The sequence below is a fragment of the Neorhizobium sp. LjRoot104 genome (assembly GCF_964253725.1).
GTDB lineage: Bacteria > Pseudomonadota > Alphaproteobacteria > Rhizobiales > Rhizobiaceae > Neorhizobium.
Window position 1 is genome coordinate 3,692,500 of the sequence record NZ_CAXURS020000001.1, and the last position, 24,813, is coordinate 3,717,312.

Below are 24,813 nucleotides of genomic sequence, written 5' to 3' on the forward strand. Positions count from 1 at the left end.
GCAACGCCGCCGACCGATAAACTTCCGGGAAAAGCAAACTCAGCGGGTGAGTGTACGGGTCGCCTGTTCCAGCCCGCCGAGCGTCAGCGGAAACATTCGTTCGGTCATCAGCCGCCGCATCACCCCGATCGAGGTCGTATGGCTCCAATGGTCCTGCGGCACCGGATTGAGCCAGACGCAGCGATGGAAGTGATCGGTGACGCGCCGGATCCAGGCCTCGCCCGGCTCCTGGTTCCAGTGCTCCACCGACCCGCCCGTATGGGTGATCTCATAGGGGCTCATCGAAGCATCGCCGACGAAAATCACTCTGTAGTCGGCGCCGTAGCTGCGGATGAGATCGAGCGTCGGCATCCGTTCGGCCCGGCGGCGGTTCTCCCTCCACACGCCTTCGTAGAGGCAATTGTGGAAGTAGAAATGCTCCATATGCCTGAACTCTGCACGAGCCGCCGAGAACAGTTCTTCGACGACGCGGATGTGATCGTCCATCGAGCCGCCCACATCGAAGAACATCAACAGCTTGACCGCATTGCGCCGTTCGGGCCGCGTCTGTACGTCGAGATAACCATGCTCTGCAGTGGAACGGATCGTGCCCGGCAGGTCGAATTCCTCGGCCGCCCCTTCCCGCACCCATCGCCGCAACCGCTTCAGCGCCAACTTGATGTTGCGGGTGCCAAGCTCGACCTTGTCGTCGAAATCGGCGAACTCGCGCTTGTCCCAGACCTTCACCGCCCGGCGATGGCGGGACTGGTCCTGGCCGATCCGCACCCCTTCCGGATTGTAGCCATAGGCGCCGAAGGGCGACGTGCCGCCGGTGCCGATCCATTTCGAGCCGCCCTGATGCCGGCCCTTCTGTTCCTCCAGTCGCTTCCGCAGCGTCTCCATCAGCTTCTCGAAGCCGCCGAGCGCCTCGACGAGTTTTTTCTCCTCGTCGGTCAAGTGCTTCTCGACGAGCTTGCGCAGCCATTCCTCGGGGATATCGGCGACATCCAGGCCGGGCTCGCCGGAGATCGCCTCCAGCCCGCGGAAATAGGACGAAAAGACCTGGTCGAACCTGTCGATATGCCGCTCGTCCTTCACCAGCGCGGTGCGGGCGAGGAAATAGAAGGCTTCGACATCGAAATCCGCGATCCCCTCCTGCATGCCTTCAAGAAGGTCCAGGAATTCCCGCAGCGTCACCGGGATCCTGGCTTCTTTCAGGTGAAGGAAGAAAGGGATGAACATCGCGTCGAAACCTATTCGGTGCCGATCTTCTCCAGATCATAAGGGGTCGTCTGGTAGATCTCGTTGATCCAGTTGCCGAACAGGAGATGTGCATGGCTGCGCCAACGGTTCAAGGGCGTCAGCGTATCGTCGTTATGCGGGAAGTAGTTGTGCGGCATCTTGATCGGCACGCCGGCATTGACGTCGCGGAAATATTCGTCGGCGAGCGACGTGGAGTCGTATTCCACATGGTTGAACATGTAGAGCCGCTTGCCGGCCTTCTCGTGCACCAGGCAGATGCCCATTTCCTCGGATTCCATCAGGATTTCGAGGTCGGGATGCTGTTCGATGTCGGGACGGCGCACTTCCGTCCAGCGCGATACCGGCACCTGAAAATCGTCCGAAAAGCCGTTGAGATAGATCGAGGACGGCACGAGGTTGCGGTGGCGATAAACGCCGAACGCCTTTTCCTTGAGCTCGTATTTCGGAACCCCGTGGAAATGGTAGATCGCCGCCATCGCGCCCCAGCAGACGTTCATGGTCGAATGCACGTTGGTCGCCGTCCAGTCGAGGATTTGTCTCATTTCGTCCCAATAGGTGACGTCCTCGAAGGCAAGCGTCTCGATCGGTGCACCGGTGATGATGAAGCCGTCGAACTTACGGTGCTTTACCTCTTCCCAGGTCTCGTAGAAGGAAAGAAGATGATCTTCCGACGTGTTCTTGGCCTTGTGGCCGCCAATGCGGACCAGCGAGAACTCGACCTGCAGCGGCGAGGCGCCGACGAGGCGCGCCATCTGCAGTTCGGTCTTAATCTTGTTCGGCATGAGGTTGAGAAGCCCGATCTGCAGCGGACGAATGTCCTGCCGCACCGCGTTGGTTTCGGTCATCACCCGCACGCCCTCGGAAACGAGGGTGCTGAAGGCGGGCAGCGTATCGGGAATCTTGATCGGCATGTCTTTACCCAACGAAAATAAAAAACCGGCAACGACAAAATCGCGACCGGTCCGTGGGAAGACATCTTCTCGCGGCCCTTTAGCGACTTTTTTAACGTGGCTGCAAGCCGGCCGGCCAAATCACCACGAATTCACAATGCTCAAATACGCCTTGCTACAGGCTCCGTCAATGGGAGCATAATTTACCGCCTACCGCTCCCGCCGCGCCATGAAGGCCATTCGCTCGAACAGATGCACGTCCTGCTCGTTCTTGAGCAGCGCGCCATGCAGCTTCGGAAGCGCATTCCTGACGTCGCCGCGCAGGTCGGTTGGATCGACATCGTCGGAAACCAGCAGGCGGATCCAGTCGAGCGCCTCGGAGGTCGAGGGCTTCTTCTTCAGCCCCGGCATTTCGCGGATCTCGTAGAACTGCGTCAGCGCATTGCGCACCAGCGCCTGCTTGATGCCGGGATAATGAACCTCGACGATGCGGGCGAGCGTGTCGACGTCCGGAAAGCGGATATAATGGAAGAAACAGCGGCGCAGGAAGGCGTCCGGCAGTTCCTTCTCGTTGTTGGAGGTGATGATGACGATCGGCCGGACCTTGGCCTTCACCATCTCGCCGGTCTCGTAGACATGGAATTCCATGCGGTCGAGTTCCTGCAAGAGATCGTTCGGGAATTCGATATCCGCCTTGTCGATCTCGTCGATCAGCAGCACCAGCTTCTTGTCGGAGGCAAAGGCCTGCCACAGCTTGCCGCGGCGGATATAGTTGGCGACGTCATGAACGCGCTCGTCGCCGAGCTGGCTGTCACGCAGCCGCGATACGGCGTCGTATTCGTAAAGTCCCTGCTGCGCCTTGGTGGTGGACTTGATGTTCCACTCGATCAGGTCGAGACCGAGGGCGGCCGCCACCTGCCGCGCCAGCTCGGTCTTGCCCGTTCCCGGCTCGCCTTTCACCAGCAGCGGGCGTTCGAGCCGGATCGCGGCGTTGACCGCCACCATCAGATCCTTGTCGGCAATATAGTCCGCGGTACCCTGAAACTGCATTTCGGCATCCTGATCGATCAACGCGCCGCAAACTAAAAGCTCATCCCCGGCGGTGCAACAGCTTTCCCTTTGTGCCGGCTTTGCGCTATGGGCAATGCGCATGAGCCATTCGACCTTCACCATTCTGCTTGGCGGCAATCTGACCGTCACCGACCGCCTGCGCGACGCGGTCGCCGGCAGCCGCCTCATCGCGGCCGACAGCGGCATGCGCCACGCGGTGGCGCTGGGTGTGACGCCGGAACTCTGGGTCGGCGATTTCGATTCCTCCGATGCCGCGCTGATCGCGCAGTTCCCGGGCGTCGAACGGCAGGCCTTTCCGCCGGCCAAGAACGAGACGGACGGCGAGATCGCCACTGCCGAGGCGATCCGGCGCGGGGCCACGCGACTGATCTTCGCCGGCGCGATGGGCGGCGAGCGCAGCGATCATGCGCTCCAGCACTTCTTTCATGCGATGAACCTGGCGGAAAGCGGCCTTGACGTCATGCTCGCCGCCGGCGACGAAGAGGCAACCCCTCTCCTCCCCGGCAATGGCAAGACGCTCGACCTGCCCCGGGGCTCGCTCTTTTCCGTCGTCGGTTTTTCAGCCCTCGAAGGGCTCGATATCATCGGCGCACGATATCCGCTCGACAACTTCTCGCTTCCCTTCGGCTCCTCGCGCACCGTCTCCAACGTTGCGGAAGGCCCTGTGGAATTCCATCTAAAGAGCGGCAGGGCGATGATCCTTGCCCGCCCCTACGACTTTACAGGAGCCTGACTTTGGCGCCCCCAATTCTGAAACTCGACGATATCTTCCTGAGCTTCGGCGGTGCGCCGCTGCTCGCCGGCGCCGGCATGCAGGTGGAGCCTGGCGACCGCATCTGCCTCGTCGGCCGCAACGGTTCCGGCAAATCGACCCTGATGAAGATCGCCGCCGGCATGGTCGAGCCCCAGTCAGGCGAGGTATTCCGTCATCCATCCTCGACCATCCGCTATCTCGAACAGGCACCGGATTTCGCCGGGTTTTCGACCGTGCAGGCCTATGCCGAAGCAGGCCTCGGCCCGGGCGACGATCCCTATCGCGTCACCTATCTGCTCGAACATCTGGGCCTCACCGGCCAGGAAGACCCGAACACGCTCTCCGGCGGCGAGTCCCGCCGCGCGGCGCTTGCCCGCGTCATGGCGCCCGAGCCGGACATCCTGATGCTCGACGAGCCGACCAACCATCTCGACCTGCCGACCATCGAATGGCTGGAAGACGAGTTGCGCAAGACCAGAAGCGCGCTGGTGGTGATCTCCCACGACAGGCGTTTCCTCGAAAAGGTCTCGAATGCCACCGTCTGGCTCGACCGCGGCACGTCGCGACGCCTCAACCGCGGTTTCGGCGAGTTCGAAGCCTGGCGCGATGAGGTGCTGGAGGCGGAAGAGCTGGAACAGCACAAGCTCGGCAAGGCGATCGAGCGCGAGGAACACTGGCTGCGCTACGGCGTCACCGCCCGTCGCAAGCGCAACATGCGCCGCCTCGGCGAACTGCAGACGATGCGCAGCAATTATCGCGGCCACAAGGGACCGCAGGGCACGGTGCAGGCGAGCGTCAGCGAAGGCCGCGAATCCGGCAAGCTGGTCATCGAGGCGGAAAACATCACCAAGAGCTATGACCGGCCGATCGTCGCGCCGTTCTCGATCCGCGTGCATCGCGGCGACTGCATCGGTCTCGTCGGCCCGAACGGCGCCGGCAAGACGACGCTTCTGAAAATGCTGACCGGCCAGCTGGCGCCCGATACCGGCACCGTCAAGCTCGGCACCAATCTGGAAATCGCAACGCTCGACCAGAAGCGCGAAGACCTGAACCCCGAAGACACGCTGTCCCATTATCTGACGGACGGTCGTGGCGAGACGCTGCTGGTCAACGGCGAGCAGCGGCATGTCGCGGGCTACATGAAGGACTTTTTGTTCCAGCCGGAACAGATCAGGACACCGATCAAGAACCTCTCCGGCGGCGAGCGCGCCCGGCTGATGCTCGCCCGCATCATGGCAAGGCCCTCGAACCTCTTGATATTGGACGAACCGACCAACGACCTCGACATCGAGACGCTCGACCTGCTGCAGGAAATCGTCGCCGGCTACACCGGCACCGTCATCCTCGTCAGCCACGACCGAGACTTCCTCGACCGGACCGTGACCTCGACCATCGCCCCCGCCAATCCCGACGCACCGGACGGCCGCTGGATCGAGTATGCCGGCGGCTACACCGATATGCTGGCGCAGCGCAAAGGCGCGCAGGAAGAAAGGCGTCGCGCGGAAAAGGCGGACAAGGCAAAAGCCGATGCGGCGGTTCCCGCCGCCGAAGCCCCCCGGGGCAAGGGCAAGCTCTCCTTCAAGCAGAAGTTCGCGCTCGAAAACCTGCCGAAGGAAATGGCAAAGGCGCAGGCCGAGATCGCCGCCCGCGAGGAGAAAATGGCCGATCCGAACCTCTTCAGCAAGGATCCGGCCGCCTTCAACAAGCTGGCGGCGGAGATGGAAAAGCTGCGTCAAAGCATCAGCAAAATGGAAGAGGAATGGCTGGAACTCGAAATGCTGCGTGAGGAAATCGAAGGCTGATTTGCGATTTGTTAAGCTTAACAAGTAGTTAGCTGAAAAAATATTTGTCGCGGACCGGAACATATGATGTCCCGAGACGTTCTCAGTGTGAACAGTGGTCGAGATGTCCCGGGGACGCATCGGCCTTCCGGGAACCGATCAACCGAATGGGGGCATCCAATGCTGACAAATGTTACGCGTCGTCGGCTGGCCACTGAGGCGATGAATCAAAGAGTTATGATCGTCGAAGACGAGTTTCTGATCGCGCTCGATGTGGCAGAGACGATCGAATCCATGGGCCTGAAAGTCGCTGGTTTTGCCAATGCCCGCAAACACGCCCTGGCGCTCGCTGCCTATGCCGATATTGCCCTCGTCGATGTCAATCTTTCCGACGGTCGGACCGGTCCGGAGATCGGCCGCGAGCTTGCGGAGCAGTATGGCATCACCGTCGTGTTCATGACGGGCAACCCGGACGACGTGGAAGCCGGCATCAAAGGGTCGCTCGGCGTCCTCACCAAACCGGTCATGCCTGATGTGGTCGAGAAGACGATCGACTATGCCGTCGCCAACCGTCTCGGCGGGATGGCGGTCGTTCCGCGTGAACTCAAAGTGTTTTCCCAGAACCACTGAGGAATTTTAATCCTGCGGGATCCGCCCGTGGCCAGCAAGAAACAGCCTCTTGCCAGCCATTCCCGCCGCCGCTAAATCTGATCCGCTCTAACGGGGTGCCGCGCGTTTTCACGCGGCTGAGAGGCCTTTGGCCAACCCGCGGAACCTGATCCGGTTAACACCGGCGGAGGGATTAGACGGCTCTTCATCAGCGCCTGGTCCCCTTTGTCACAAAGCGAGGAGGCGCTGATGCGCAGGACCATTCTTTCCATATTCTCGGCCGCAGCCGCCCTTTGCCTTTCCGCGCCGGTCGAGGCGCAGGAAAAGACGCTGACCGTCTACACCTACGAGAGCTTCATTTCCGACTGGGGTCCAGGTCCCAAGGTGAAAGAGGCGTTCGAGAAGACCTGCGCCTGCAAGCTGAATTTCGTCGGCGTCGCCGACGGCGTCGCGCTTCTCACCCGCCTGAAACTCGAAGGCCCGAGTACCGATGCCGATATCGCGCTCGGCCTCGACACCAACCTGATCTCCGAGGCAAAGGCGACCGGCCTGTTCGAGCCGCATGGGCTCGACGCATCCGCCGCCAAGGTGCCGGGCAATTACAGCGACGACACGTTCATTCCCTATGACTACGGGCATTTCGCCGTCGTCTACGACACCCAGGCGATGAAGAACCCGCCGAAGAGCCTCAAGGAACTGGTGGACGGCGATCCGGCCCAGAAGATCGCAATAGAGGACCCGCGCACCTCGACACCCGGCCTCGGCCTGCTGCTCTGGGTGAAATCGGTCTATGGCGACAAGGCGCCGGAAGCCTGGGCAAAACTCAGGAAACGCGTGCTGACCGTCACGCCCGGCTGGTCGGAAGCCTATGGTCTCTTCACCAAGGGCGAAGTGCCGATGGTGTTTTCCTACACGACCTCTCCGGCTTACCACATGGTCGAGGAAAAGACCGACCGCTATCAGGCCGCCTCCTTCTCGGAAGGCCATTACATCCAGATCGAGGTCGCCGGCCTGCTGAAGGGCGGGAAAGACAGGGATCTGGCGAAACAGTTCCTGAAATTCATGGTGTCGCCAGCCTTCCAGGACGTCATCCCGACCACCAACTGGATGATGCCGGCGGCCAAGACGTCCGAGCCGCTTCCCGACGCCTTCGGCAAGCTGGTTCAGCCGGCAAAGACGTTCCTCATGGGCTCGGACGAAGTCGCCAGGAACCGTCAGGCCTGGATCGACGAATGGCTGACAGCCATGAGCATGAATTGATCCTATGCTGACGAGGGCCGAGCGGAGACGGGGAGTAATCTGCGGGCTGCTGAGCCTGGCCGGCATCACCCTCTTCGTCGGCATGGCGGTCGCCGCACTTCTGTCCTTCGATGCCGGCCGCAGCCAGGGCCGGCTGTTCACCGTCTATACCTGGCGAATTCTGCGCTTCACCCTGTTACAGGCGGCTCTCTCGACACTACTGTCAGTGGTTTTCGCGCTCCCCGTCGCCTTAGCACTCGCGCGCCGTTCAGGTTTTCCGGGCCGGATCTGGATCATCCGGCTGATGGCATTGCCGATGGGTCTGCCGGTGCTGATCGGCGCGCTTGGGCTGATCGGCATCTGGGGCCGGCAAGGGGTAATGAACAGCCTGCTGTTGAAACTGGGCCTCGAGCAGCCGGTCAGCATTTACGGGCTATCCGGCATCCTTCTCGCGCATGTGTTCTTCAACCTGCCGCTTGCCGCGCGGCTGTTGCTGGCGGCGCTGGAGCGGCTGCCGGCGGAATACTGGCTGCTTTCGTCGAGCCTGGGAATGAAATCCTTTTCCGTCTTCCGTTTCATCGAGTGGCCGGCGGCGCGCCGGGTCATTCCCGGCATAACGGGCCTGATCTTCATGCTCTGCGCCACGAGTTTCACGCTTGTCCTGGTGCTCGGCGGAGGGCCGGCCGCAACGACGCTCGAAGTGGCGATCTACCAGTCCCTGCGCTTCGATTTCGACCCGCCGCGCGCCATCGCGCTGTCGCTGCTGCAGATCGTCATCACGGCGCTGATCCTGATCGCGATCTCGCTTCCTCCAGCCCCTGACGACGCTGGTGTCACCGCTGGCCGGGCGACACGCCGGTTCGATGGCCGAACGTTGCCGGCAAGGCTTTGGGATGCTCTCGCTATCCTGCTTGCCACGACATTCCTGATCCTGCCGCTCGCATCCATCCTTGGCGCGGGCGTCCAGGCCAATCTCTGGAGCCTCGTCAAGAGCGCCGCCTTCCTGCGCGCCGCCTGGACCAGTTTCACCATTGCGCTTTCCGCCGGCCTGCTGGCTGTTCTGACCTCCCTGGCTATCATTGCTGGGCGCGGTGCAATCGCAGACATGAAGCGGCCCGGCGGAACGGCCAGGGCGTTTTCCCTGTCCTTGGGCGGAATGTCCTCGCTGGTGCTGCTCGTGCCGCCGGTCGTGCTCGGAACCGGCTGGTTCCTGATGCTGCGCCCGTTCGGCGACGTCGCGCGCTTCGCCCCGGCGCTGGTCGCGATCATCAACATGCTGATGGCGCTTCCTTTCGTGATGCGCGTTTTGTCGCCCGCCGTCGAAATACATCGCAAACGGACGGGCAGGCTTGCAGCAGGCCTTGGCCTCTCGGGCTTTTCACGCTGGCGGAGGATCGATCTGCCGGTTCTGGCAAAGCCGCTGCTGACGGCGCTGTCCTTTGCCATGGCGCTCTCGCTCGGCGACCTCGGCGCGGTGGCGCTGTTCGGCTCCAGCGAGCTCACCACCCTGCCCTGGCTTGTCTATAGCCGGCTATCCAGCTATCGCACCAATGATGCCGACGGGCTGGCGCTCATCCTAGGCATTATCTGCCTGGGGCTGACGATGATCGGCACTGCTGGCCGGAAGGAAGCAAGCCATGACTGACGGCGTCGCGATGGACAGGGTTGAACTGAAGCTGGGCACGAAGGAATTCCGCTTCGATTGCCTGCTCCCTGCCGGCGCCGTGACCGCGATCACCGGCCCGTCCGGCTCCGGAAAATCGACATTCCTCAACCTCGTTGCCGGCTTCGAGACGCCCGACCGCGGCCGTATCCTGATCGCCGGCGCGGACGTGATGGAGAAACACCCGTCGGAGCGACCGGTCTCGCTGATCTTTCAGGACAACAATCTCTTCGCCCATCTGGACCTCGCCACCAATATCGGGCTCGGCATCAGCCCGTCGCTCAAATTGTCCGGCAGCGACCGGACGGCGATCTCGCAGGCGCTGGAGCGTGTCGGGCTGGGCGGTTTTGAAAAACGGACACCCGGCACGCTCTCCGGCGGCGAAAGGCAGCGCGCCGCCTTTGCCCGGGCCCTGGTTCGCAGAAAACCGGTCCTGCTGATGGACGAGCCGTTCGCGGCGCTCGACCCCGGCCTGCGGCTTTCGATGGCCAACCTGCTCATCGACCTGCATCGCGAGACGGGCAACACGGTGCTGATCGTCACCCACGATCCGGATGAGGTCGGCCGATTGGCCGACCATGCGATCTTCATCGACCACGGGCATATCCTGCTGCAGGCACCGGCCGAGGAATTCCTTGGGCAGCGCGATATTCCGCCACTCGCCGAATTTCTCTCCGGCTGATCAGGCCGCCTTTGCCCGGAACCAGGCGCCGGAGCGGATGGCGAGCAACAGGATCCCGCCGTAAGCGACCAGCCCGGCGGCCAGCGCAAAGAACAATCCGTTCAGGGAGCCGGCGAGTTCCAGGGCCAGCCAACCACCAAACCCCGCGATGGCGAGCCTCAGGAAACCGCAGGCAAGCGGCCAGAGCAACTGTCCCGCACCTTGCGAGGCGAAATAGAGCGCCAGCCCCGCACCGAAGAAACCGTAGACCGGCCCGACGATCTGCAGATAGGCGACGCCCGCATCGATCGCGCCATGTTCCTCGCTGAACAGCGAGATCCAGGCAACCGGGAAGATTGCCGCGATCAGGCCGATCGTTTCGGTGATGACGAAGGCGATGGCAGCGCCGGTGAAAGCGATGCGGATCGCGCGATCCTTCTGGCCGGCGCCCATATTGGTGCCGACCAGCGCCACCATCGGCGCGCCGATGCCGAAGATCACCGGGATCAGCAGATATTCGAGCCGCGCGCCGGTGCCGAAACCGGCAACCGCCGAGACCCCCGCCTTAGTCGCCACCAGCGCCGTGGCGATGCCGATGGTCACGTTGGTGAGAACCGAATTGATCGCCGCGGCCGCCCCGAGACGGACGATATCCCGGAACATCGCCCAGCGGAGCGGGCCGACGCCGAAACGCACCAGGTTACGGCCGGAGAGAATGTACCAGGCGAGAACCGCGGTGCCACCGAAACTGTAGAGCACCAGGGCCAGCCCGCCGCCGGCAATGCCAAGACCCTGGAATGAACCGAAACCGAAGATCAGAAGCGGCGACACCGGCACCAGCAGCACCGCGCCCACGCAGGTGACCAGCGCCGGGAACAGCATATTGCCCGTGCCACGCACGACGCTTGCCAGCCCGTTCATCAGCCAGACGAAGATCATGCCGCCGAAAACGACATTCGAATAGACGAGTGCCGCTTCGAGTTCCGGTCCCTCGCCGCCGAGCGCGAGATAGATCGGCCGGCCGAAGGCGATCATGATGGCCGAGAACAACAGCCCGAGCACGACATTGACGACGACGGCGTGCCAGGCCAGCAGTTCCGCATTGTCATGCCGGCCGCTGCCGAGCGCACGGGCGATAGCCGACGAGATCGCCCCGCCGAAACCGCCAGCCGACATCATCTGCATCAGCATCACGGCCGGAAACACGAGCGCCATGCCGGCAAGCGCGGCGGTGCCCATATGCGAGACCCACCAGGTTTCGATGAGGCCGGTCGAGGCCTGGGCGAGCATGATCAGGATATTCGGCCAGGCAAGCCGGATCAGCATCGGCAGGATCGGACCCTGCAGCAGCTGCCGGGTTCGGGGGTTGATCGGCGACACATCCGCGTCTTCGAAGGGTGCCGCCGCTTCGACGGCTTCGGTGGTAACGGCGCTCATCGATCGGCCTCTCCATGCTGCGGGAACTGGTTCATCGTCGGATAGCGTCGGCGCATGCGTTCGCTCGCGGCAGGCCCCGCCGCGTTGGTGAAAATCGGGTCGCTCAGCGGCTTGCCGCTGCGGCGGTCGATCATCACCGGCTCGGCCTGCTCGCCCGTCTCCGTGTTGACGATCACCACGCTCTCGCCTTCCGGCGCCAGGTGCCGGTTGCCCCAGGCAAGCAGCGCCTGCACCACGGGCCTGAAATCGCGGCCACGCTGCGTAAGGTGATATTCGTCGCGCGGAGGACGTTCGCAGTAGCGCCGCTTTTCCAGCAGGCCGGATTCGACGAGCGACTTCAGCCGGCTGGTCAGGATGTTCGGAGCGATGCCGAGATTGCGCTGGAATTCGTCGAAACGGGTGGCACCCGCCAGCGCATCGCGCAGGATCAGGATGCTCCAGGCCTCGCCGACATGTTTGAGACTGCGCAGCACCGGACATCCGGTGTCAGTGGGACCTGCTCGTTTCATCGGATTGCTCCAGGCGACGGCGGTCTTGTGACACAAGCTACTAGCAAATTGCAAGTAACTATTCGCGTGATCACGTTTCGCAACGGAGGCGGCCGGACTGTCAGAAAGCCCGCCACAATTTGGACGTGCCGCGATGGCATCGCGGAAAGGCAGCGGGGATTTTCATTGCAAACGCGCCAGCAGGACATATTTCAATAAGAGCATCTGTGCATGCGACGCGAAAATCGCTAAGCGACATAGAGAAGGAGCCGGTTTGGATCGAGAGGACCTCTGCCAAGCTGGATGGCGGACCTTGGGAATGATGGTGCGGAAGACGAGGACGATGAGGCGCGACACAGCGATCCAGGCTGCCTGGACGATTGTCCGTGCCCTGCCCGGTCGGCGGGCCCTGGGCGCCCTGCTGTTCAGCGGTGCGATCCTTTCCGGCTGTCAGTCGATCTTCGACCAGGCCTATACGCCGAATGTGTCACCGTCCGACTCGCCGCAGATCGTCGACGAGGTGCAGAAGAACGATCCCCGGGCACAGATGGGCGCGCGCGAGCATCCGCGTATCGTCGCCAGCTACGGCGGCGAATATCGCGACGCCAAGACCGAACGGCTGGTCGCCCGCATCGCCGGCGCGCTGACGGCGGTTTCGGAAAATCCCAACCAGTCCTTCCGCATCACCATTTTGAATTCGCCGGCGATCAATGCTTTTGCGCTGCCGGGCGGCTATCTCTATGTGACACGCGGCCTCCTGGCGCTCGCCAACGACGCATCGGAAGTCGCGGCCGTGCTTTCGCATGAAATGGGCCACGTCACCGCCAACCACGGCATCGAGCGCCAGCGCCGCGAAGAGGCGGAGGTGATTGCGAGCCGCGTCGTGGCCGAAGTCCTCTCCAGCGATCTCGCCGGCAAGCAGGCGCTTGCCCGCGGCAAACTTCGCCTGGCGGCATTCTCGCGCCAGCAGGAACTGCAGGCCGACGTGATCGGCGTGCGAATGCTCGGCGAAGCGGGTTACGACCCCTATGCCGCGGCGCGCTTCCTGGATTCCATGGCGGCCTATGCCCGCTATTCGGCGGTCGATCCGGATAACGACCAGAGCCTCGACTTCCTGTCGAGCCATCCGAACTCCGCCCAACGCGTCGATCTCGCCCGCCGCCATGCCCGCAATTTCGGCCAGGAAGGCACTGTCGGCGACAAGGGCCGCGACTATTACATCGCTGGCATCGATGGCCTGCTTTATGGCGACAGCCCGCAGGAGGGCTATGTCCGCGGCCAGACCTTCCTGCATGGCGGCCTCGGCATCCGTTTCGACGTGCCGCCGGACTTCCGCATCGATAACAAGGTGGAAGCGGTGCTGGCGACCGGGCCTGGCGAAACGGCGATCCGCTTCGACGGCGTTGCCGCGGGGGATAACGACAATCTGCCGAACTATCTGACGAGCGGCTGGGTCGCGGGCCTGCAGCCGGAGACGGTACGGGAGATCCAGGTGAACGGCATGCCCGCCGCAACCGCACGGGCTTCCGCCGAGCGCTGGGATTTCGATGTGACCGTCATCCGCGTCGATAATCAGATCTTCCGCTTCCTGACGGCAGTGCCGAAGGGCAGTCCGGCGCTCGATACGACGGCCGAGATTCTACGTTCGACCTTCCGCCGAATGACACCTCAGGAAATCGCGACGCTGAAGCCGCTGAGAGTCCGCATCGTCACGGCGACCAAGGACGACACCATCGCATCGCTATCGGCGCGCGTGATGGGCACGGACCGCAAGCTCGATCTTTTCAAGCTGATCAATGCACTGCCGGCCGGGGCGACGATCTCCCCGGGCCAGAAGTTCAAGATCATTTCCGAATGAGATCGGGCCGTCGCCTCAGCAGGCGGCGGCCATCTGCGGATTGGCGGAAACCAGCGCCGACTTGAGCTTTTCGATCGCCCGGCTTTCGATCTGCCGCACCCGCTCCTTGGAAATGCCGAGTTCGGCGCCGAGCGCCTCAAGCGTCGCACCATCGTCGGTCAGACGGCGGGCGCGAATGATCTTCTTTTCGCGGTCGTTGAGTTTGGTCAGCGCGCCCTGCAGCCATTTCAGGCGACGCTCGCCGTCGATCATTCCGGATACCTGCTCGTCCGGCAGCGGCTCGGCGCTGGCAAGCATGTCGAGCCGTTCGCCGCTATCCGCATCGCCGGCGATCGATGGCGCCTGCAGCGAGGAATCGTTTCCGGAAAGGCGGGCATCCATGGTCTGGACATCGGCGACGCTGACGCCAAGCGCCACCGCGATCTCTTCATGGATGGCCCGGGCGGTGAGATTGGAATCGCCGCGGGCGAGCTTGGCGCGCAGTCGGCGAAGATTGAAGAACAGCGCCTTCTGCGCGGAACTGGTGCCACCCCGCACGATCGACCAGTTGCGGAGAATGTAATCCTGCATCGAGGCGCGAATCCACCAGCTGGCATAAGTGGAAAAACGCACGTCGCGGGCCGGTTCAAACCTTGCCGCCGCTTCGAGCAGCCCTACATAGCCCTCTTGTACAAGGTCGCTCATCGGCAAGCCGAAGCCACGGAACTTCGAGGCCATGGCGATCACGAGACGCATATGCGCAAGGGCAATCTGGTTTCGGGCATCCTGGTCCTGATCGTCCTTCCAGCGGACCGCCAGATCGCGCTCCTCCTCCCGGGCGAGATACGGAGCGGACATTGCTATCTTGATCATGGTGCGGTCTGCGGACATGGCTGTCATCGTGTTCTCCGTGAACGGTCTGATCCGGCAAAAACAGCGGGGGCACAAACTAGAAACACCGTGCGACAAGCCCGAACGATGATTGCCTGTTTTCCTGCCGCTTTTGCTCCCCTCGTCTTGAGTTCAGCGGGGGATTCACAATCGGTCCGAGAAACCGATCTTCTGCCCCGCACTTAAGCGTCCCGAACGCAAACCGACGCACATCAGCTCGCCGTTCCGGCGGGTTAACGCGGAGGCAGGCAAAAAGTTCCAATAAAAAACCCGGCGCTAAGGCCGGGTTTTTGGGAGAACCATGGATGGATGATCAGGCCGCTTCTTCCTGCGCCTCATCTTCCTCAACGTTCTTGCCGCGCTTGGGACCCTTGGCGAGATTGACCTCGACAAGGCGGACGGCTTCGGTTTCGGACATCTTGTTCACGGCAGCGATTTCACGAGCCATGCGGTCGAGAGCGGCTTCATAAAGCTGGCGTTCGGAATAGGACTGTTCCGGCTGATTGTCGGCGCGATAGAGGTCGCGGACCACTTCCGCGATCGAGATCAGATCGCCGGAATTGATCTTTGCATCGTATTCCTGGGCGCGGCGCGACCACATGGTGCGCTTCACGCGGGCCTTGCCTTGAACAACCTTGAGGGCGCGCTCCACAAAATCCGTTTCGGACAGCTTGCGCATGCCGATGCTGACGGCCTTTGCGACCGGCACCTTGAGGCGCATCTTGTCCTTTTCGAAATCGATTACGAAAAGCTCGAGCTTCATGCCGGCAACTTCCTGCTCTTCAATCGCAGAGATGGTGCCTACGCCATGAGCGGGGTATACAATCGATTCACCAGTTTTGAAGCCCTGGCGTGCGGGAGAAGTCTTTTTCTGCTGAGTCGTCATTCGTTTCACAAACTCCCTGTTACTCACCCGTTGCCGGGTCGGGGGAACCGGGTCTGTCAGGCCCGGATGAGACGGGGGAAACCGTCGGGTCACTCCATACTGGTCCGACCAACGCGAGCGAAAAAACACCCATCGCGAACTGCGACCGACAACATTCGAGCGTTGCAATGTCACGGAAACCGCGCTTTGGGTGGTCTGTTGCTTTCGTGATGTTTTTTGGGCACGCACGTGCCGCCTTGTGGAACAGTTCTTATTGTCTACCACAAAAAAGTGCGGAAATCAATAATTTGCTTTTGCAGGTGCACAGGGCGCCACATTCGGGCTCTGCCCAACAAAAAGGCAAAGTGATTCGAAACAGCTTCCGAGCTATTCCGTCCCGGCAAATCTCAATCGCCCTTGCCGGGCTCGGCCGAGAAATACTGCTCGTACTTGTTGGCGACGCCGTCCATCTCCTTGGCCTCGGGCAGCGCATCGCGCTTGACGGTGATGTTGGGCCAGATCTGGGCGAATTCGGTGTTTATCTTGAGCCACTTGTCGAGACCCGGCTCGGTGTCGGGCTTGATCGCCTCGGCAGGACATTCCGGTTCGCAGACGCCGCAGTCGATGCATTCGTCGGGATGGATGACCAGGAAGTTTTCGCCTTCATAAAAGCAGTCGACCGGGCAGACCTCGACGCAGTCGGTATACTTGCAGCGGATACAATTGTCGGTCACGACATACGTCATGCGGCACTCCAGGACTATCGCGGATCAGCGGCACGTCGACGTATGGGAAGCGCCGGCACACCGGAAAGCCGGGAGAGGCGAAAACCCAACTGCAAAATGACAGGAGGTAGGCGATCCGGCTTTTCGACAGTGAGGTAAAGCCTTTGGCTTTGCTTAGCAAGGATATCCGTGCTGAAAAGCTAAGCACATCGGGTCGTTTTTTCTAATCCGGGTCCGCTTTTCTAATCCAGGTCCGCGTCGATGCCTGGAAACAGCCGATCGGTCTCGCGTCGCTCCTTCTTGGTCGGCCGGCCGCTTCCCTGCGCGCGTTGCGCCTGTTCGAACAACGTCAGCCGCTTGGCTTCTTCAGGAGCAGGGCTGAGATCCTCATACAGCAGCCGCGCCTCCTCGAAAGGCCCTCGCCTTTCCCCGCCGGCCCTGACCACCAGCACCAGATCGCGACGCTCCAGCGTGAGATCGATGCGGTCGCCCGGCTTCACCTGGGAACTGGGTTGGGACACCAGGTCTCCATTCACCCGCACATGGTTGGAGCGGATGAGATCCTGGGCGACAGACCGCGACTTTGCCATGCGGGCAAAAAACAGCCACTTGTCGATGCGCTGGCGCGAACCGGTTTGTGGCTGTTTTTCCGTCATGGCCTACTTCTTCATCTGCTCCTTGAGAGCTGCAAGCTTTGCAAAGGGTGAATCCGGATCGATCGGCTTTTCCTTGCGGGGCGGCTTCGCCTCGAAGCGGGCGGGCTGCGGCCCTTTGCCGCGGTCGTTGCGGTCCGGACGCGGACCACCTTCGTGGCGCTCCCCGCGGTTCGGGCGATCGCCACCGCGGCTGTTGGCATTGTTGTTATCTGGCCGGCGGTTGTTGTCGCGGTTCGGCTTGCCGCCGTCCCTGCGGTCACCGCCGCTGCGCTCCCCACCACGTTCGCCGGCCGGCCGCGCATCGCGCCGTTCTCCACCGTCGCGACGCTCATCACGACGGCCCTGGGCCGGCTGGCCGGCTTCGCCACCGGCATTGTTGCGCTGGCCGCCATGGCCACGACGATCGCCATGCTGAGGACGTCCGCCGCGCTGGTTGTTTTCACGGCCGCCGCCCGGACGCCACAGCAGCACCGGCTTCGGCTCTCCAGCCTCGGCAGCTTTTGCCTCGTCGGTCAGTTCACCGGCAGGTGCCAGCTCTGCGGGAGCCTCTTCGGAGGAAACGGGCTCGGTTGCCGAAGCTTCGGCAGGAGCGGCCTCCGTCACAGTCTCGGCTGGAGCAGCGTCTGCCGTAGACTCGACCGGGGCGGCTTCCGCCGCGGTCTCGGCGTGAGCCTCGCTCGCATCGGCGTCATCGGTTTCGGAAGTTTCCGGCACATCTTCTGCCGGAGCCGGTGCCGGCGCGGCAGCAGTCACAGCGCTCGCCGAACCTGCATCCTGGCCCGCCAGGAATGCCTGTGCCTCTTCCGCCTTCACGGCGTCTGCACGATATCCGAGACCCTTGAGGATCTCTTCCATATCGTCCGGCGTAGCACCCAAAATGGAGAGCATCGCGGTCGTGGCCGTGAAGCGGCGACCGTCATAAGCGCCTTCCGGACGCGACGTGGAGCCCGGCTTCCACTGCAGAAGCGGACGGATGAGATCGGCAAGTCGCTCCAGGATGTCGATACGCACGGCACGCTTGCCGAGGAACCGGAAGCCCGCAAGCTTGTAGAACATCCGCTCGAACGTCGGATCGGCGACCACGGAAGTGCGCCCTGCGGCAAGCGCCGGGATGAGATCGCCGTAACCGGGCTTGTCGAGGCCGTCGTTCTTCAGCGCCCAGAGCAGCGTGATGAGTTCGGCCGGCGCGGGTTTCAGAAGCATCGGCATGAAGACGTGATAGGCGCCGAAACGGATGCCGTAGCGACGCATCGAGGCGCGCGCATCCTGATCGAGCGACTTCACATCGTCCGCGACGTCACGCCTGAACAGCACGCCGAGATTTTCGACGATCTGGAAGGCGAGGCCTTTGGCAAGGCCCTGCAGGTCTTCGGCGCGCGACAGATCGTCGAGCGGCTTCAGAACCGTCGCGATGTGATGGTTGACGAAGCGTTCGAGGCGGGCGAGCACGTGTTCGCGCGCATTGCCGGTCAGCTGTTCGTCGGAGAGCAGGATGACGCGCGGTCGCATGACATGCTCGGTCGGCGCAAGACGGGCGATGGGCTCGCCGAGCCAGCGCACGAAACCGTCGGAGCCAACTGCCAGATCGCTGTTGCCGGAGGCATAGAGCCTCGCAGCCCGCGCCTCGAATTCGAGCGCCAGCGCTTTCTGAGCGGCACCCTGCACCGCCTTGGCGTCGGGCCCCTCGGTTCCCGAAACGGGCGTGAACCGGAAACCGGCCAATTGCCCGACGTGATGTCCCTCTACAAAGACATCGCCATTCACACTGATTTCAGCTTCCAGCATCGCATTCTCTCTCAGGCGCTTCATGAGCACAGATGTCCTGCGATCAACAAAGCGTTTCGTCAACCTTTCATGTAGCGCGTCCGATAACCTATCCTCTATTTCCCGCGTCTTTTCTTGCCAGTGTGTCGGATCGGCAAGCCAGCCAGGGCGATTAGAGACGTAGGTCCAGGTCCGGATCTGCGCTATGCGGGCCGACAGTGTGTCGATTTCACCGTCGGTGCGGTCGGCGCGGCGGACCTGTTCCGCCATGAATTCTTCGTTCACCGTCCCGAAGCGCACAAGATCGGAAAAAAGAGTCGAAATAAGGTCGGCGTGCTGTGCAGGCGCAATTCGCCGATAGTCCGGCAGGGCACAGGCCTCCCAGAGCTTCTCGACCCGCTGCGGCGTCGTCGCGATATCCTTGATTTCGGGATAACGCGAAAGATAATCAAAGGCTTGGCTGTCGGTCGCGGGAAGCGCACGCGTCAGGCCCGGAAGCGTTGGCGCAGCATCCAGGCTGTCCCGGAGCGCCTTGAGTGAAGAAAAATCCAGGTTTTTCGAGCGCCACTGCAGCACTTTGACCGGATCGAAGTGATGGCTTTCGATTCGCTCGACCAATTCGTCCTCGAAAGGCGCGACCTGGCCGGTGACGCCGAACGCCCCGTCCCGCACATGCCGCCCGGCGCGGCCGGCGATCTGTGCGAGTTCCGCTGGATTGAGGCTGCGGAACTGATAGCCGTCGAATTTCCGGTCCTGAGCGAACGCCACGTGATCGACGTCGAGGTTGAGGCCCATGCCGATCGCATCCGTCGCCACGAGATATTCGACGTCGCCGGACTGGTAGAGGCCGACCTGAGCATTGCGGGTACGAGGGCTGAGCGCACCGAGCACCACCGCCGCGCCGCCGCGCTGGCGACGGATGAGCTCGGCGATCGCATAGACCTCGTCGGCCGAAAACGCCACGATCGCGGTCCGCTGCGGCAGGCGGGTAATCTTCTTCTGGCCGGCGTAAAAGAGCTGCGAGAGGCGCGGCCGCTCGACGACGGTTATTCCCGGCAGAAGTCTTTCGAGGATGGGCCGCATGGTCGCCGCACCCAGGAGCAGCGTTTCATCGCGGCCGCGCAGGTGCAGGATGCGGTCGGTGAAGATATGGCCGCGCTCGAGATCTCCCGCGAGCTGGACCTCGTCGATCGCGACGAACGAGGCTTTCGTCTCGCGGGGCATCGCTTCGACGGTGCAAACGGAAAAGCGGGCGTTCGGTGGAGTGATCTTTTCCTCGCCGGTGACGAGCGCCACCTGCGAGACACCGACCTTCTCGACAAGACGCGTATAGACCTCGCGGGCCAGCAGCCGGAGCGGCAGGCCGATCACACCGGTGCCATGCGCCACCATGCGCTCGATGGCATAATGGGTCTTGCCGGTATTGGTGGGTCCGAGGACGGCGGTGACGCCGCGCCCGCTGAGCATCATGGGCTGGAAATTCAAAGCCTGGTTCCGCACATCACATAAGCCTCAGGTTTCGCGCCAGAAACTTGAGGTTCGCAACACATGGCGATCCCGGCCGGCAAACGCAAGCCTGAAGAATGGTTTTGCGGCCGCAGAATGAGCGCTGACGGCGGCAGACCGCGGCTCGGCCGCTTGAGTTTTAAATGTCGAGGAACAGACGCGAACGAATCGGAGACGAATCGCAGACTCAGGAAGATTCAGCTTTTGTTCACCGCTATATGTTGATGCGACTCCGGACTTCCCCACGACATCCTGAATCTGCATCGGCATTGAGTGCATACAACCGCAGGATTCATCCCGAAGCTGCGCTTTCACGAAGAATCGGAAGAGTCAATCCATTGATATGGTTAATGATTCATCAATGAATTTAGTCCGCTCCACCCTCGTTCGAGGTCGGAATTAAGATTCAGGCCAAACGCGGAACGAATCGCCGACGAATCACAGACATCCAGGTCTTCGCCATTTGTTCTCACAAGATATGGTAGGTATCATCAAGAAAGACCCGCAAGAAAAATCGTCCCGGTGAAGACCTCGGAAGTGAATCGTTCAGGTGCCGTTAACATTGGCTAACGCACTTTGACCACACGCGAGCGCACACGCTTGCAAGCGGATGGAACAAAAATCGCGGCGCCACGTTTCCTCGCCAAATCCATATCGGATTATCTAGCGGAGTAGAAAATCATGCTCGGAACCGTGTTGCTCGTCATCCTCATTCTGCTACTCATTGGCGCTCTGCCGAACTGGGGTTATAGCCGAGGCTGGGGCTATGGTCCGTCGGGCGGATTGGGCCTGGTAGTCCTTATCATCATTATCCTGCTGCTGATGGGCAGGATTTAAAAGCGGCGTGGCCGTGTGTACCAAAGGGAAGGGAAACTGACATGATGAAGAAGATCCTGATTGCGGCCTGCATGATCGGCACGCTCGCCTCATGCACCGCAACCGAACGCGGCACTGCGATTGGTGCTGGTTCGGGTGCAATCATCGGCGGCGCCGTAACGAACAGCTGGGGTGGCGCGGCAGTTGGCGCAGTTGCAGGCGGCCTTGTCGGCGCAGCCATCGGCCAGTCCTCGGAACGCCGCGGTTACTGCATCTATCGCGACCGTTACGGCCGTCGTTACGAGGCGCGTTGCCGCTAACCTCAAGCAATATCCAGTCCCTCAGGACCGGCGCCCGAGCAATCGGCGCCGGTTTTGTTTTGGCCGAAAGGCTGCCGCCGTTAACCGTTGGCCAAAGCCGGAACGAATCGCTGACGAATCGGCGACATCATCATTTTCGCGGTTTGTTCACCACCATATATCGTAGAAAAACAATCTGTTAACCATATGAACGGTGATTTCGGCGCCGCAAAATGCACCGAAATCCCCTCAAAGGTTAACGCCGGATATCAGCTCGCGAAGAACTGGCCGCCATTCGCCGTCAGCGTCGAGCCGGTGATGAAGCCGGCATCGTCGGAGGCGAGGAATACGACGCACCGGGCAATCTCTTCCGGTTCGCCGAGACGCCCGACCGGGATCAGCGGAATGATCCGCTCGTTCAGCACCTTTTCAGGCACTGCGCGCACCATTTCGGTGGCGATGTAACCCGGGCATATGGCGTTGACGGTGATATTCTTCGCAGCCCCTTCCTGGGCCAGAGCCTTGGTGAAGCCGAGATCGCCGGCCTTGGCCGCCGAATAGTTCACCTGGCCCATCTGGCCCTTCTGGCCGTTGATCGACGAGATGTTGACGACCCGGCCGAACTCGCGTTCGCGCATGCCGTTCCAGATGGGATGCGTCATGTTGAACAGCCCGGTCAGGTTGGTGCCGACAACCTCGTTCCACTGTTCAGGCGTCATCTTGTGGAACATGCCGTCACGGGTGATGCCCGCATTGTTGACGAGCACCTCGATCGGACCGAGTTCGGCCTCGACTTTTGCTATGCCATCGACACAGGCCTGATAGCTGGAGACGTCCCACTTGAAGACCGGAATGCCGGTCTCGTCGCGGAAGGCCTTCGCTTTTTCCTCATTGCCCGCGAAATTTGCGGCGACTCGACAACCTGCCGCCTTCAACGCGATGGAGATGGCGGCTCCGATCCCGCGCGTTCCTCCGGAAACCAATGCAACCCTGCTCATGCGGTCTTCCCCTCTCGCTCATGATCCGATCCTTCTGTGTGATCGGATACTTACTTAGTTTGACATGCTTTCGTCAGGGAGATAGTCCCGCCGCGAATTTTTGCAACGCTGGCGGGATTATCCACGATCATCTATCGCATCACATGGCTTCGAGGCACATGGCGACGCCCATGCCGCCGCCGATGCAGAGCGTTGCGAGTGCCTTCTTGGCGTTGCGGCGCTTCATTTCGAAAAGCAGCGTGTTGAGGATGCGCGCACCCGATGCGCCGATCGGATGGCCGATGGCGATCGCCCCGCCATTGACGTTGACGAGCGACGGGTCGAAACCGAGGTCCTTGGTGACGGCGCAGGACTGGGCCGCGAACGCCTCGTTCGCCTCGATGAGTTCCAGGTCGGCGACGCGCCAGCCGGCCTTTTCGAGCGCCTTGCGGGACGCCGGGATCGGACCCGTGCCCATGATCTGCGGATCGACGCCGGCAGTCGCCCAGGACACGATACGCGCCATCGGCGTGATGCCGCGGCGGGCGGCTTCCGCCTCGGTCATCAGCACGGCCGCGGCCGCGCCGTCATTGAGGCCGGACGCATTGCCCGCCGTCACGGTGCCTTCCTTGTCGAAGGCCGGGCGCAGCTTGGCCATCGAGTCGAGCGTCGCGCCGGCGCGGATGTATTCGTCGTTCTCGACGGTCACGTCGCCCTTCCGCGTCTGGATGAGGTAGGGGATGATCTCGTCCTTGAAGCGACCCGCATTCTGCGCGGCTTCCGCCTTGTTCTGCGAGGAAACGGCGAACTGGTCCTGCTCCTCGCGGGAGAGCTGCCACTGGCGGGCGATATTCTCCGCCGTGATGCCCATGTGATAGCCGTAGAACGCGTCGGTCAGGCCGTCCTTGATCATCGTGTCGATCATCTTGAAGTCGCCCATCTTCACGCCGCCGCGCAGGTGCGCGCAATGCGGCGCCATGGACATCGATTCCTGGCCGCCGGCGACGATGATCCTGGCGTCGCCGAGCGCGATCTGCTGCATGCCGAGCGCGACGGCGCGCAGGCCTGAACCGCAAAGCTGGTTGATGCCCCAGGCGGTCGCTTCCTTCGGCACGCCGGCTTTCATGGCCGCCTGTCGGGCCGGGTTCTGGCCCTCGCCCGCCGGCAGGACCTGGCCGAGTATGACCTCGTCCACTTCCGCCGCCTCGACGCCGGCGCGCGCAAGCGCGCCCTTGATCGCCGCAGCGCCCAGTTCATGCGCCGGGACATTGGCAAAGGCGCCATTGAAGGAGCCGACCGCGGTACGGCCGGCGGCCGCGATCACGATGGATGGATTGGTCATGGGCGTTTCCTCTTATTAGATATTTATCCAGGAGACTGGCAAAGCTTGAGCCGAGAGTCAAACGCCGGCCGGATACCGGGACAAACCCGCCGGAGCTTTCGAAAATGCCCGTTAGTTTTCACGGGTTTGCTGCGCAACAAACCAATCGCCGCGCCGCACAAATCGTTTGTAAGTCCTCGTCGTTTAGGCTTACATTCCTGTCGGGAGAAGCATGCCAATCGATAATGACCAAACCATATTGACGGGAGCAGGAGGCAATCATGGCGAAGACCGAAGGCGAAATCATAATCAAGAAATATGCCAACAGGCGCCTCTACAACACGGGCACCAGCACCTATGTGACGCTGGAAGACCTGGCGAAGATGGTGAAGAAGGGCGAGGAATTCACGGTCCAGGACGCCAAGAGCGGCGATGACATCACCCATTCGGTTCTGACCCAGATCATTTTCGAGCAGGAATCCAAGACCGGCAACACGCTTCTGCCGATTTCCTTCCTGCGGCAGCTGATTTCCTACTACGGCGACCAGATGCAGATGGTGGTGCCGACCTTTCTCGAACACTCGATGAAAGCCTTCACCGACCAGCAGGTCCAGATGCGCGAGCAGATGACACGCGCCTTCGGCGATACGCCGCTCAGCAAGAACCTGCAGATGCCCATCCAGATGATGGAAGAACAGGTGCGCCGCAACACGGACATGTTCCGCCAGGCCATGCAGATGTTCTCGCCCTTTGCGGGGCAGCCCTCGGCGCCTGCCGCCAAGAAGACCGACGCCAAGGATATCGACGAGCTGAAGGAACAGCTCCGCAGCCTGCAGAGCCGTCTCGATAATCTTTAAAACGTCGAGAGGCCGTCAGAGCCCGATCGACACGTCGCGGCCGGCCGAGCGGATTGCAACCGCGAAGCCGCCGATCACATCGACGAAGGTTATCGTCATCAGGATGAAGAAGATCTGCGTCGCGGCGTCCCGCACCAGCAGGAATTCGACCAGATAGGCAATGAAGACCAGCATCGACAGCATGTGGTTGATCAGCGAGCCGCGGCCGTTGCGGCTGGCTTTCAGGATTTCCACGAACAGGAAGACCAGCGAGACGACGATGATCACGTCGCCGAGCGTCATCGTCCAGACGGCGCCGGACAGCATCTGCAGCGAACTGATGACATTTCCGAGCGACGCGACCCCGCCGCCACCCAGAATGCCGAGCATGCCCAGATTGTAAAGAATGAACGGGATGATCATCAGCGGCAATGCGGCAAGCATGGTCTCAAGACTCCAATCGGCATGTCCGGACTGTACGTGCT

Annotated in this window: 23 protein-coding genes and 2 riboswitches; of the genes, 10 read left to right on the forward strand and 13 right to left on the reverse strand. The window is 61.9% G+C overall.

Going from position 1 to position 24,813, the window contains the following annotated elements; all coding sequences use genetic code 11:
• Positions 1-39 precede the first annotated feature (39 nt).
• The 3 genes from ACSQ8R_RS18265 to ACSQ8R_RS18275 form a co-directional block, all read right to left on the reverse strand.
• A complete protein-coding gene (locus ACSQ8R_RS18265) occupies positions 40-1,221 on the reverse strand; it encodes a vWA domain-containing protein (protein ID WP_436254679.1) in 1,182 nt (393 codons plus the stop codon).
• Between the two features lie 11 nt (positions 1,222-1,232).
• Complete coding sequence (metA, locus tag ACSQ8R_RS18270; protein WP_436254680.1) at positions 1,233-2,153, reverse strand: homoserine O-acetyltransferase MetA; 921 nt, start codon at positions 2,151-2,153, stop codon at positions 1,233-1,235.
• A 59-nt stretch (positions 2,154-2,212) separates the two neighbouring features.
• Positions 2,213-2,290: riboswitch (SAM riboswitch) on the reverse strand.
• Between the two features lie 52 nt (positions 2,291-2,342).
• Entirely contained in the window at positions 2,343-3,182 is an 840-nt protein-coding gene (locus ACSQ8R_RS18275; RefSeq protein ID WP_436254681.1) for an AAA family ATPase, read from the reverse strand.
• 94 nt (positions 3,183-3,276) lie between these two features.
• Here ACSQ8R_RS18275 and ACSQ8R_RS18280 point away from each other — a divergent pair, with 94 nt between their 5' ends.
• The 6 genes from ACSQ8R_RS18280 to ACSQ8R_RS18305 all read left to right on the forward strand — a co-directional run bounded on the left by ACSQ8R_RS18280 (position 3,277) and on the right by ACSQ8R_RS18305 (position 9,931).
• Positions 3,277-3,936 carry a thiamine diphosphokinase gene (locus ACSQ8R_RS18280; protein WP_436254682.1) on the forward strand — a complete coding sequence of 220 codons (660 nt, stop codon included), beginning with the start codon at positions 3,277-3,279 and terminating at the stop codon, positions 3,934-3,936.
• A gap of 2 nt (positions 3,937-3,938) precedes the next feature.
• The gene (locus tag ACSQ8R_RS18285) at positions 3,939-5,759 is read left to right on the forward strand and encodes an ABC-F family ATP-binding cassette domain-containing protein (RefSeq protein WP_436254683.1); all 1,821 of its coding nucleotides are present in this window, start codon (positions 3,939-3,941) and stop codon (positions 5,757-5,759) included.
• A gap of 159 nt (positions 5,760-5,918) precedes the next feature.
• Complete coding sequence (locus ACSQ8R_RS18290) at positions 5,919-6,368, forward strand: response regulator (protein WP_436254684.1); 450 nt, start codon at positions 5,919-5,921, stop codon at positions 6,366-6,368.
• Between the two features lie 81 nt (positions 6,369-6,449).
• Positions 6,450-6,557, forward strand: a riboswitch (TPP riboswitch).
• Between the two features lie 39 nt (positions 6,558-6,596).
• The gene (thiB, locus tag ACSQ8R_RS18295; RefSeq protein ID WP_436254685.1) at positions 6,597-7,607 is read left to right on the forward strand and encodes a thiamine ABC transporter substrate binding subunit; all 1,011 of its coding nucleotides are present in this window, start codon (positions 6,597-6,599) and stop codon (positions 7,605-7,607) included.
• Positions 7,608-7,611: 4 nt separating this feature from the next.
• On the forward strand, positions 7,612-9,231 hold the full coding sequence (thiP, locus tag ACSQ8R_RS18300) for a thiamine/thiamine pyrophosphate ABC transporter permease ThiP (RefSeq protein WP_436254686.1): 1,620 nt from the start codon (positions 7,612-7,614) through the stop codon (positions 9,229-9,231).
• Entirely contained in the window at positions 9,224-9,931 is a 708-nt protein-coding gene (locus ACSQ8R_RS18305; protein WP_436254687.1) for a thiamine ABC transporter ATP-binding protein, read from the forward strand. Before thiP ends, ACSQ8R_RS18305 begins: the two co-directional genes overlap by 8 nt.
• On the opposite strand, the gene ACSQ8R_RS18310 is transcribed toward ACSQ8R_RS18305, so the two are convergent.
• Together ACSQ8R_RS18310 and ACSQ8R_RS18315 are read right to left on the reverse strand one after the other, a co-directional pair.
• Positions 9,932-11,347, reverse strand: a complete 1,416-nt coding sequence (locus ACSQ8R_RS18310) for an MATE family efflux transporter (protein ID WP_436254688.1) — start codon at positions 11,345-11,347, stop codon at positions 9,932-9,934.
• Positions 11,344-11,856, reverse strand: coding sequence for a winged helix-turn-helix transcriptional regulator (locus tag ACSQ8R_RS18315; RefSeq protein WP_436254689.1), 513 nt, complete (start codon positions 11,854-11,856; stop codon positions 11,344-11,346). The genes ACSQ8R_RS18310 and ACSQ8R_RS18315 overlap by 4 nt, the downstream gene beginning before the upstream one ends.
• A 322-nt stretch (positions 11,857-12,178) precedes the next feature.
• Between ACSQ8R_RS18315 and ACSQ8R_RS18320 the strand changes: the two genes are divergently transcribed.
• Positions 12,179-13,693, forward strand: coding sequence for a M48 family metalloprotease (locus ACSQ8R_RS18320; protein WP_436254690.1), 1,515 nt, complete (start codon positions 12,179-12,181; stop codon positions 13,691-13,693).
• A gap of 15 nt (positions 13,694-13,708) precedes the next feature.
• On the opposite strand, the gene ACSQ8R_RS18325 is transcribed toward ACSQ8R_RS18320, so the two are convergent.
• The 5 genes from ACSQ8R_RS18325 to ACSQ8R_RS18345 form a co-directional block, all read right to left on the reverse strand.
• Positions 13,709-14,572: an RNA polymerase factor sigma-32 gene (locus tag ACSQ8R_RS18325; protein ID WP_436254691.1), complete on the reverse strand. Its 864-nt coding sequence runs from the start codon at positions 14,570-14,572 to the stop codon at positions 13,709-13,711.
• 304 nt (positions 14,573-14,876) lie between these two features.
• Positions 14,877-15,449 (reverse strand): CarD family transcriptional regulator, encoded by a 573-nt coding sequence (locus ACSQ8R_RS18330; RefSeq protein WP_046605164.1) that lies wholly within the window; start codon positions 15,447-15,449, stop codon positions 14,877-14,879.
• 386 nt (positions 15,450-15,835) lie between these two features.
• Positions 15,836-16,174: a ferredoxin FdxA gene (gene fdxA, locus ACSQ8R_RS18335; protein WP_046631722.1), complete on the reverse strand. Its 339-nt coding sequence runs from the start codon at positions 16,172-16,174 to the stop codon at positions 15,836-15,838.
• 221 nt (positions 16,175-16,395) lie between these two features.
• Positions 16,396-16,809: an RNA-binding S4 domain-containing protein gene (locus tag ACSQ8R_RS18340; RefSeq protein WP_436254692.1), complete on the reverse strand. Its 414-nt coding sequence runs from the start codon at positions 16,807-16,809 to the stop codon at positions 16,396-16,398.
• 3 nt (positions 16,810-16,812) lie between these two features.
• Positions 16,813-20,043 (reverse strand): helicase-related protein, encoded by a 3,231-nt coding sequence (locus tag ACSQ8R_RS18345; protein WP_436255514.1) that lies wholly within the window; start codon positions 20,041-20,043, stop codon positions 16,813-16,815.
• Positions 20,044-20,760: 717 nt separating this feature from the next.
• Here ACSQ8R_RS18345 and ACSQ8R_RS18350 point away from each other — a divergent pair.
• Both ACSQ8R_RS18350 and ACSQ8R_RS18355 read left to right on the forward strand, forming a co-directional pair.
• Positions 20,761-20,916, forward strand: a complete 156-nt coding sequence (locus tag ACSQ8R_RS18350; RefSeq protein ID WP_007775119.1) for a DUF3309 family protein — start codon at positions 20,761-20,763, stop codon at positions 20,914-20,916.
• A gap of 41 nt (positions 20,917-20,957) precedes the next feature.
• Positions 20,958-21,215, forward strand: a complete 258-nt coding sequence (locus ACSQ8R_RS18355; RefSeq protein WP_436254693.1) for a YMGG-like glycine zipper-containing protein — start codon at positions 20,958-20,960, stop codon at positions 21,213-21,215.
• Positions 21,216-21,463: 248 nt separating this feature from the next.
• On the opposite strand, the gene ACSQ8R_RS18360 is transcribed toward ACSQ8R_RS18355, so the two are convergent.
• A complete protein-coding gene (locus ACSQ8R_RS18360) occupies positions 21,464-22,192 on the reverse strand; it encodes a beta-ketoacyl-ACP reductase (protein ID WP_436254694.1) in 729 nt (242 codons plus the stop codon).
• 139 nt (positions 22,193-22,331) lie between these two features.
• Positions 22,332-23,513 (reverse strand): acetyl-CoA C-acetyltransferase, encoded by a 1,182-nt coding sequence (locus ACSQ8R_RS18365; protein WP_210013159.1) that lies wholly within the window; start codon positions 23,511-23,513, stop codon positions 22,332-22,334.
• A 260-nt stretch (positions 23,514-23,773) separates the two neighbouring features.
• Between ACSQ8R_RS18365 and phaR the strand changes: the two genes are divergently transcribed.
• Entirely contained in the window at positions 23,774-24,349 is a 576-nt protein-coding gene (gene phaR / locus ACSQ8R_RS18370) for a polyhydroxyalkanoate synthesis repressor PhaR (RefSeq protein WP_436254695.1), read from the forward strand.
• A 15-nt stretch (positions 24,350-24,364) separates the two neighbouring features.
• Here phaR and ACSQ8R_RS18375 read toward each other — a convergent pair whose 3' ends face one another.
• Positions 24,365-24,772, reverse strand: coding sequence for a hypothetical protein (locus ACSQ8R_RS18375; protein ID WP_306873618.1), 408 nt, complete (start codon positions 24,770-24,772; stop codon positions 24,365-24,367).
• Positions 24,773-24,813: the final 41 nt, after the last annotated feature.